Annotated in this window: 7 protein-coding genes; 4 read left to right on the plus strand and 3 right to left on the minus strand. The window is 43.8% G+C overall.

All coding sequences use genetic code 11. The features are described from left to right. Positions 1–68: 68 nt before the first annotated feature. Positions 69–713 (minus strand): hypothetical protein, encoded by a 645-nt coding sequence (locus T515_RS02600; RefSeq protein WP_036607145.1) that lies wholly within the window; start codon positions 711–713, stop codon positions 69–71. Between the two features lie 299 nt (positions 714–1,012). On the opposite strand from T515_RS02600, the gene T515_RS02605 reads away from it, so the two are divergent. Next, positions 1,013–2,230 (plus strand): iron-containing alcohol dehydrogenase, encoded by a 1,218-nt coding sequence (locus T515_RS02605; protein WP_036607147.1) that lies wholly within the window; start codon positions 1,013–1,015, stop codon positions 2,228–2,230. 111 nt (positions 2,231–2,341) lie between these two features. Here the strand turns inward: T515_RS02605 and mgtE are convergent, their stop codons facing one another. Continuing rightward, a complete protein-coding gene (gene mgtE, locus T515_RS02610) occupies positions 2,342–4,051 on the minus strand; it encodes a magnesium transporter (protein ID WP_081832624.1) in 1,710 nt (569 codons plus the stop codon). A gap of 355 nt (positions 4,052–4,406) precedes the next feature. On the opposite strand from mgtE, the gene T515_RS02615 reads away from it, so the two are divergent. The 3 genes from T515_RS02615 to T515_RS16310 all read left to right on the plus strand — a co-directional run bounded on the left by T515_RS02615 (position 4,407) and on the right by T515_RS16310 (position 8,810). After that, positions 4,407–5,288, plus strand: a complete 882-nt coding sequence (locus T515_RS02615) for a sulfide/dihydroorotate dehydrogenase-like FAD/NAD-binding protein (protein ID WP_036607149.1) — start codon at positions 4,407–4,409, stop codon at positions 5,286–5,288. 15 nt (positions 5,289–5,303) lie between these two features. Continuing rightward, a complete protein-coding gene (gene gltA, locus T515_RS02620) occupies positions 5,304–6,695 on the plus strand; it encodes an NADPH-dependent glutamate synthase (RefSeq protein WP_036607151.1) in 1,392 nt (463 codons plus the stop codon). A gap of 342 nt (positions 6,696–7,037) precedes the next feature. Next, positions 7,038–8,810, plus strand: coding sequence for a methyl-accepting chemotaxis protein (locus T515_RS16310; RefSeq protein ID WP_051671355.1), 1,773 nt, complete (start codon positions 7,038–7,040; stop codon positions 8,808–8,810). A 291-nt stretch (positions 8,811–9,101) separates the two neighbouring features. On the opposite strand, the gene T515_RS17770 is transcribed toward T515_RS16310, so the two are convergent. After that, positions 9,102–9,330 (minus strand): hypothetical protein (locus tag T515_RS17770; RefSeq protein ID WP_207641128.1); only part of this gene is annotated, 229 nt, incomplete at its 5' end.

The raw sequence follows: 9,330 nt of genomic DNA on the forward strand, positions 1-9,330 counted from the left end.
ATTCCCCCGGTACTTTTTCTCCCTTTGAAGACGCGTTCCATTTCAGGGGATCCGGTTCTTATTTGTTATCATGCCTCCGGCTCAGCCTCATCGTTCTTTGCGATGATGATCTCCTGTGCATAGGGAAGTGACTCGATCCATTCACAGAAGGTATGCCACTCCTGAAGCTTATGATTTTTTCTTGCAAAATAGATATTAATGAGAGTTTCGTAATTAAGAGTTACAGTTCTCATCTGATTGTAGGACTCGGGGATCATCTGAATGAGATCGTACCAGTCATCCTTGTTCTTTCCTTCCTCCATATAACGAAGACGGATTTTCTCAATCTCTGCAATGTAATCCTTCATTATTTTCTCGGCATCCGGTGTAAGGTGATCATGAGAAAAGTCATCATATTCGATAGGCTTGCTGTGGATCTTGTGCATGGTTGAAGTTGAGTTTGCAACTGTGGCAACCTTGTAGGTATCGTATTCTTTCCACCAGTAGATAGGAGCAGTGATATCACAGCATACCATGATCATACGAACATACTTGCGATGATCGGAACCTGCAACACGGAGACGTTTTGCAAGGGAAAGATCATTAGGACCAAGGATATAATTTCCGTTCTCATCATAAGAACTGTCTGAACGGGCCCATGAGTTAAGCGGGTTACGTGCGCCTCTCATGGCGTTTTCAAGATTCATAACTGAAGTTCTCTCGATTTTTAGCATAATTACCTCTTTCTCTATTTATCAAACACCCGTGCCGAAATCGGCACCGGCAAAAGTATGATTTCATGGCATTGATCCGGTTATACTCCGGCAATGCTACGAACTATTGTATCAGATTTGTCAAGGCAGAAAAAGTGACAAAAAGAATGGTTAAAATTTTATCAATCAAGAGGCTCATTTTGTTGTATGGACAATGAGGAAGTGATATAATGTTAAACAATGTTAAAAAAATAACGATTGGCGTTTATGCTATTAGATATTGCCAACCGGACACTAAAGTATAAAAAGGAGATTGTGTTATGGCAAGATTTTGTTTACCAAGAGATGTTTATCATGGCAAGGGCTCACTTGCAGAGCTTAAGAACTTTAAGGGCAAGAGAGCTATGATCTGTGTAGGCGGCGGTTCCATGAAGAAGTTCGGCTTCCTTCAGAAGGCAGAGGATTATCTCAAAGAAGCAGGATTTGAGGTTCAGATCTTTGAGGGAATCGAGTCAGACCCTTCTGTTGAAACTGTTATGAAGGGCGCAGAGGCTATGGCCGAGTTCAAGCCTGACTGGATCGTTGCCATCGGCGGAGGTTCACCCATCGATGCAGCAAAGGCAATGTGGATCAAGTATGAGTATCCAGACTGTACATTTGAAGATATGTGCAAGGTATTCGGCATTCCTGAGCTTCGCCGTAAGGCACATTTCTGTGCGGTATCTTCAACTTCAGGTACAGCAACAGAGGTAACAGCATTCTCAATCATTACAAACTACGCAAACGGTGTTAAGTATCCTATCGCTGATTTTGAGATCACACCTGATGTTGCTATCGTAGACCCTGAGCTTGCAGAGACCATGCCAAAGAAGCTGGTTGCACATACAGGTATGGATGCAATGACACATGCTGTTGAGGCTTATGTTTCTACAGCTAACTGTGACTTCACAGATCCTCTTGCTATTCATGCTATTGAGATGATTCAGGAGAATCTCGTTAAGTCATACAATGATGATATGACAGCACGTGATGCCATGCACAATGCCCAGTGTCTTGCAGGTATGGCATTCTCCAATGCACTTCTCGGCATAGTACATTCCATGGCTCACAAGACAGGAGCAGCTTTCGCGGATTATGGCGCACATATCATCCACGGTGCAGCCAATGCCATGTACCTTCCAAAGGTCATCGCATTTAATGCAAAGGATGAGACAGCAAAGAAGAGATATGGTGTTATCGCAGATTACATGCATCTCGGCGGTTCCAATGATGATGAGAAGGTAGATCTGCTCATCAAGTACCTTCGCAAGATGAATGATGATATGAATATTCCTCACTGCATCAAGAATTATGGCAAGGATTCATTCCCAACAGAGCAGGGCTTCGTTCCTGAGGAGGTATTCCTTGAGAGACTTCCGAAGATCGCAGAGCTTGCTATCGGTGATGCATGTACAGGCTCCAACCCTCGTCAGCCGTCACAGGAGGAGATGGAGAAGCTCCTTAAGTGCTGCTACTATGATACAGAGGTTGATTTCTGATAGTGATCAGACAGTTTTTTTGACATTGAACTCCTAATAAAGCAATATAAAAGCCCCTTTCCGTTCCGGTGATGTGGAATGGAAAGGGGCATTGTTTTGTTAGTGATATGATCAGACAAGAACGGGAAGGAAGATTTCCGCCAGACCAAGGAAAATGAAAAAACCCAAAACATCCGTTGCGGTTGTTACAAATATACTTGAAGCAAGGGCGGGATCGGCGTGCATCTTGTCAAGAATCAACGGCACAAGGAAACCGAAAATACCGGAAACCATGAGATTGCCTATCATGGCGAGGAAAATGATGACTCCGAGAAAAGCATTGCCATAAACCAGGGAAACAATGATTCCTGTTACAAGTCCGGTGGCTGCTCCGTCAACTACTCCCAGCAGAATCTCTTTTACAAAGGACTTCCAGTTTTCCTTGAAATCCACATCGCCGTTTGAAAGTTCACGGACCATGATGGACATGGTTTGGGTGCCGGCATTGCCTCCCATACCGGAAACGATGGTCATGGTGGCAGAAAGGGCAACTACCTGGGCTATGGTGGATTCGAAAATCTTTACAGTAAATGAAGCGAGAAAAGCCGTGAGAAGATTTACCAGAAGCCAGGGGAGACGCATGCGGGCAGACTCCCAGAGAGTGGTATCAAGACCTTCTTCAGCTGATGTTCCTCCCAAATGAGCGATATCCTCATCGTGCTCTTCGTTGATGACATCGATGATATCATCGACGGTAATGATTCCCAGTATGGAACCTTTACTTGAAACAACCGGAATGGCCTGAAGGTCGTACTTTGATACTACCTGTGCTACCTCCTCCTGATCCACTTCCGGTTCTACGGAAACCACCTGATCATCCATGATGTCCAGGAGCTTTGTATTACGGGGGGAACTCAGAAGATCACGGAGATCCACTGTGCCCACCAGCTTTTTCAGGCGGTCTTCATCGGTTACATAAATGGTTTCGATAACTTCGGTTTTCGGACCGATATCACGAATGGTATCAAGAGCCTCTGCACAGGTTCTGTCTTCACGAAGTGCGATGTACTCTGTTGTCATGATACCGCCGGCACTGTCATCCGGATACTGCAAAAGAGTATGAATGATCTTACGGTCTCCGGATTTCATGCGATTTAGAAGCCGTTTCCGTCTCGCTATCTCCATCTCTCCGAGAATATCTACGATATCATCCTTTGACATGTCCTCGAACATTTCAAGAAGGGTGTCATCGGAAAGGTGATCACCGATACGCTGACGGGTTTCGTCATCAGCTTCTTCCATGATTTCGGTCAGCTGTTCTGTATTGAGGAATTCAGGCAGCTTTTCGATATCCTCATCATCAAGGTCGTCGATCTCTTCAACGAAGTCTGCAGTCTGCATGTCTTCGTAGTAGTCGCTGATGTCTTTTTTATTACCTTCATCAATGAGGTCTTCAAGTTCGTCTTCTTCCTCATCCTCATCTTCGTCGGTTTTTGAATCATCGAAATCATCGGAATCCGTATGAATCAGATTTCTTTCGTCATTATCCTTTTTGTTTTCATCGGGGATTGATTCAAAAAGATCTGTAAGGTTTGGCCTGGACTCTTCAGGAATCTCGGGCTCCTCATCCTCATCTTTTTCATCCTGTGACTCATTCCGGCGTTTATTCTGCCTTGAGACTGAAGGAGAGTTGTCGTTATTCGTCAGATTATCAGCTTTTTTTGTTTCGCTGCTGTCTGATTCTACAGTTGAAACGATGTCTTCGTTTGAAACAGGTTTTCCCGCTTCTGTTGTTTCCTGATTTAAAACAAGAATATCATCCTGCTTCTTCAGTTCATCCATGGCGCACCTCCTGCTGTGATTTATTCTGGCGTTATAGCGCGAAACTTTATTCTAAAGCTGAAAAATGTAAATCGCAACTATTTTTAACATATATATTGTAGAAACATTATCATTGATTGCCAACTGTTTTTTATAAAAACCGGGATGATTTTGCAAAATTTAACCCGGAGCTTATGCACAGTGTATACATAATTTTTTTGTTATATTTGTCTACATAAGCATGGGATTGTTAAAAATTTATTGTTCTTGCAGTGCAAAATGTTTATAATTGTAGCTGATTGCAATTCGGATTTAGGAATAGAGTCTTGGTGTCCATAGATCCTTGCAAATTTCGATGAATATCATGGAGGAGATCATGTACGAAATCACTAAAGTAGAGCACTTAGTTGATAAGGATTGGCTCATGGTTGTTAAAGCACCTTTTGTTGCCAAGAAATGCGAACCCGGTCAGTTTTTGATTGTAAAGCTCGGTGAGCTTGGAGAGAGAATTCCTCTTACTATCGCTGACTATGATAGAGAAGAAGAGACCATCACCATCGTTTTTCAGGTTGTCGGAGCTTCTACAGAGAAGATGAGCAAGCTGAAGGCGGGAGATTGTTTTACAGATGTTGTGGGACCTCTCGGAAAGCCTTCAGAGATGATAGATACACCGATAGATGAGCTCAAGAAGCAGTCCATCATTTTTATAGCCGGCGGTGTAGGAGCAGCTCCTGTTTATCCTCAGGTTAAGTGGCTCCACAGCCATGGTATCGAGGCAGATGTTATTCTCGGTGCGAGAAGCAAGGATCTTCTCATTATGGAAGATGATCTTCGCAAGGTTGCTGCCAATGTTTATGTATGTACTGATGACGGCTCCTATGGAGATAAGGGCGTCGTTACAGATATCCTTAAGAAGCTTGTTAATGAACAGGGCAAGAAGTATACCCAGTGTATAGCTATCGGACCGGTTATCATGATGAAGTTTGCCTGCCTTACAACAAAGGATCTCGGTATTCCTACTATCGTTTCCATGAACCCGATCATGATCGACGGAACAGGCATGTGCGGAGCATGCAGACTTGTTGTTGGCGATCAGGTTAAGTTTGCCTGTGTTGACGGACCTGAGTTTGACGGACACCTTGTGGACTTTGACCTTGCTATGAAGCGTCAGAGACAGTATAAGGACGAAGAAGGCAGAGCGATGCTGGCACTTCAGGAGGGTGCTACACACTCCGGCGGATGCGAAGCAGATAAATGATCGGGGAGGCACAAGATGAATAATTCTATGACAAGAGTTCCTGTACGTGAGCAGGATGCTAAGGTAAGAGCTACAAACTTTGATGAAGTTTGTCTTGGATACAATGATGAGGAAGCAGTACTTGAGGCTGAAAGATGTCTTAACTGCAAGAATCCTCTTTGCATGAAGGGATGCCCTGTTTCTATTCACATTCCTGATTTCATCACAAAGATCAAGGAGAAGGATATCGCGGGTGCTGCCGATGTTATCGCACTCTCATCTGCACTTCCGGCTGTCTGCGGACGTGTTTGTCCTCAGGAGACACAGTGTGAGGGCAAGTGTGTAAGAGGCATAAAGGGAGAGGCAGTTTCCATCGGTAAGCTTGAGAGATATGTTGCTGACTGGGCAAGAGAGCATGATTATGTTGCTGCAAAGCCGGGAGAGCCAAACGGAAAGAAGGTTGCTGTTATCGGATCAGGTCCTTCAGGTCTTACATGTGCAGGGGATCTTGCAAAGCTCGGATACGATGTGACTATTTTTGAGGCATTCCATCAGCCGGGCGGCGTTCTGGTTTACGGTATTCCTGAGTTCCGTCTCCCTAAGGACAGAGTAGTACGTCCGGAGATTGAAAATGTAAAGAAGCTGGGAGTTAAGATTGATACCAATGTTATCGTTGGACGTTCTCTTACTATAGATGATCTTCTTAATGAGGAAGGTTTTGATGCTGTATTCATCGGATCAGGTGCTGGACTTCCTAAGTTCATGAACATTCCGGGTGAGTCTGCTAATGGCGTATATTCTGCAAACGAATTCCTTACAAGAAACAATCTTATGAAGGCATTCCGCGAGGACGCAGATACACCTATCAAGGTAGGAAAGAAGGTAGTTGTAGTAGGCGGCGGTAACGTTGCAATGGATGCTGCAAGAACAGCTCTTCGTCTTGGCGCAGAGGTACATGTTGTGTACAGACGTTCCGAGGAAGAGCTTCCTGCAAGAGTAGAGGAAGTGCATCATGCCAAGGAAGAAGGCATTATCTTTGACCTTCTTCAGAATCCGGTTGAGATTTATGTCGATGAGAATGACTGGGTTAAGGGCATGAAGATCCAGAGAATGAAGCTTGGTGAGCCTGATGCTTCAGGAAGAAGAAGACCTGAGGAAATCCCGGGAGATGTATATGATCTTGACTGTGATATGGTTATTATGTCCCTCGGAACTTCACCTAACCCTCTAATCAAGCAGACCACTGAGGGACTTGATACAAACAAGCATGGATGTATCATAGCCAAGGAAGAGAACGGACAGACATCAAAGACTGCGGTATTTGCAGGTGGTGATGCTGTAACCGGTGCAGCTACAGTTATTCTTGCTATGGGTGCAGGTAAGGCTGCTGCAAAGGGAATCGATGATTTTCTTAACGGAAAAGCCTGAATGATTTAGAGACCGGTCTATGTACCGGAATATGGATGAGACTATAGTGTCAAACCGAATATTAAGGAACTGTCGCTTGGGCGGCAGTTCTTTTTTTGCGATAAGGCCGTTTAGAAATATTCAATATGATACAGGTTCTTAAGATTTGCCGGAAAAATCGGATAAATAATTTCAATTTATAGAGGCTTACCGGTTATTTTTTACGTAAATATGACGAAGTACAACATGCAGGGGCTTTGAAGACAAGGAAAGGATCTTTTTCAGCCATAAAAGATTGTACTATCGATGCTCCGGAATCTTGCAAAGGCGTGCAGATATTTATTTTGATGAGAGGAATCTGAGATGGACAAAAAGGCAACAAATCTGGGAATCAATTCACTGAAGTTCACGATAGTTTTTATGCTTCTTGCCACTGCACTGTTGACTGCTTTGGGCGTTGCTGCATTTTCTATGTACGGCACTATCAAGAACAACAACGAACAGGTAAAAGCTTATCGTAACAGACTTGAATCTGATGTTATGGAAAAGCTCAGACAGGAGACAGAAATAGCAGTCTCCATGATTGATAAAATTCACAATGAGCAGCTTGAAGGAAAGTATACGGAAGCAGAGGCTCAGAAACATGCTGCGGATATCGTGCGCGATCTGAGATATGATGATGGAAGCGGATACTTCTGGATTGACACATACGAAGGAATAAATGTTGTTCTTCTCGGAAGGGATACGGAAGGACAGTCAAGATGGGAATCGGTTGACCCTTCAGGTACGTATTTCATACAGGAGATGATAAAAAACGGACAGAAGCAGGGCGGAGGTTTTACAGACCTTATGTTTGCAAAGCCTAATGAAACAGAGCCGCTTCCAAAGAAGAATTATACCCTTGCCTATGAACCCTATAAGTGGGTTATAGGAACCGGAGTCTGGATCGATAATCTTGACGAAGCAGAAGCGACCTACCTTAAAAGAGCGTCAGAAGCCATAAGCACAACAATCAGAGATCTTGTGATATTTATCATAATCTGGTTTGTTGTACTGGTTGTTGTATCAACTCTTATGGGAGCATGGATTATCGGACCTATCAGTAAGGTTACAGCAGCTGCAGAGCGGATAGCCGCAGGCGATTTCGATGTGAAACTTGATGTTAAATCAAAGAATGAGGTTGGAGTACTTGCTGATTCCTTCAAGGACACCATATCTAAGATGCAGAACTATCAGGGTTATATCGATGAGATATCAGACGCATTGTCTGAGGTTTCAAACGGTAATTTGAATGTCCGGCTTCAGAGGCAATATGTAGGGCAGTTTGCAAAACTCAAGACAAATATGGAACAGCTCCTGTCCAATCTCAATGCTACACTTGGCGGAATCAATGAGGCTGCGGACAATGTAAGCAGAGGCGCTGAGCAGGTATCCTCAGGAGCTCAGGCACTGGCACAGGGCGCAACTGAGCAGGCATCATCCATTGAAGAGCTTTCTGCCAATATGAATGATATTTCTTCCAAGGTAGATGATACAGCCAATATGTCTAAGCAGGCTCTTTCACTTTCCAACAAGGTTGGTGAAGATATGATCACCAGCAATGGAAAGATGCATGAGATGTCAAGAGCGATGGAGGAAATCGTTGAGAGATCCAACGAGATATCCAAGATCATCAAGACCATTGATGATATCGCATTCCAGACCAACATACTTTCTCTCAACGCTGCTATCGAGGCTGCAAGAGCAGGCCAGGCAGGTAAGGGCTTTGCCGTAGTAGCAGACGAGGTTGGTAATCTGGCTAAGAAGTCACAGGAAGCTGCACAGAATACGGCGCTTCTAATTGAACAGACTATTGAAGCCGTACAGAAGGGCGGAGAGATTTCCGCAGAAACTGCAGAGGCCCTTGAGTCTGTATCAAACGGAGCAAAGCAGATTACAAGTCTTGTAGAGGAGATATCTACTGCTTCCGCAGATCAGGCTAACGGAATCAAGCAGGTAACAGAAGGTATCGATCAGATTTCATCTGTAGTACAGACCAATGCTGCAACTGCACAGCAGAGTGCTGCGGCAAGTGAAGAGATGACACGAATGGCTAAGAGCCTAAGCGGAGAAGTCGGCAAGTTTAATCTTAGATGATTTAAGTATCAGGTACCTAAGAGCAAGGAAAATTGTATTATGAGCTTTAACTTCCATCATATCAGGTGATATGGGATGGAGACATGAGATGTAAATCACTTCGGAAAAGGTGATTCCTGTTCCGAAGTGATTTTATTATAAAAAAATTCAAAAAAGTGTTTGACAATCATTTTTTGAATTGCTATAGTGTACAAGCTGTCAGCGAGAGCTAAACAAAAAGCTTCTCTGAAACAGCTCAGAACCTTGAAAATCAAAGATCGATTAATACACAGACCCTGAAGATTCTAAGAATTAGATTTTCAGAAACGACAAAAGTCGTAGCGAATTTATTCGCAGTAAAGAATAACGGACAGAACAAAAGCCAAGCTTAAGTTTTGAACGGGAAGAACTTAAAGAGCTGTAAGCTCTTAACATGAAATCGGAGAAAATGCCATTTAGATGCGCTTCGCGCAGGCATTTTCGTTTGATTTCGGCTAAAGCCGAAACCAGCCTCGCCGGCTGGGCGGCATCCGAATTTCCT

The sequence above is a fragment of the Oribacterium sp. P6A1 genome (genome assembly GCF_000702885.1).
Lineage (GTDB): Bacteria > Bacillota > Clostridia > Lachnospirales > Lachnospiraceae > Oribacterium.

Bases quoted from the DNA above. Each gene is read 5' to 3' on its own strand.
- T515_RS02600 (WP_036607145.1), bottom strand. From the start codon at position 713: ATGCTAAAAATCGAGAGAACTTCAGTTATGAATCTTGAAAACGCCATG.
- T515_RS02605 (WP_036607147.1), top strand. From the start codon at position 1,013: ATGGCAAGATTTTGTTTACCAAGAGATGTTTATCATGGCAAGGGCTCA.
- mgtE (WP_081832624.1), bottom strand. From the start codon at position 4,051: ATGGATGAACTGAAGAAGCAGGATGATATTCTTGTTTTAAATCAGGAA.
- T515_RS02615 (WP_036607149.1), top strand. From the start codon at position 4,407: ATGTACGAAATCACTAAAGTAGAGCACTTAGTTGATAAGGATTGGCTC.
- gltA (WP_036607151.1), top strand. From the start codon at position 5,304: ATGAATAATTCTATGACAAGAGTTCCTGTACGTGAGCAGGATGCTAAG.
- T515_RS16310 (WP_051671355.1), top strand. From the start codon at position 7,038: ATGGACAAAAAGGCAACAAATCTGGGAATCAATTCACTGAAGTTCACG.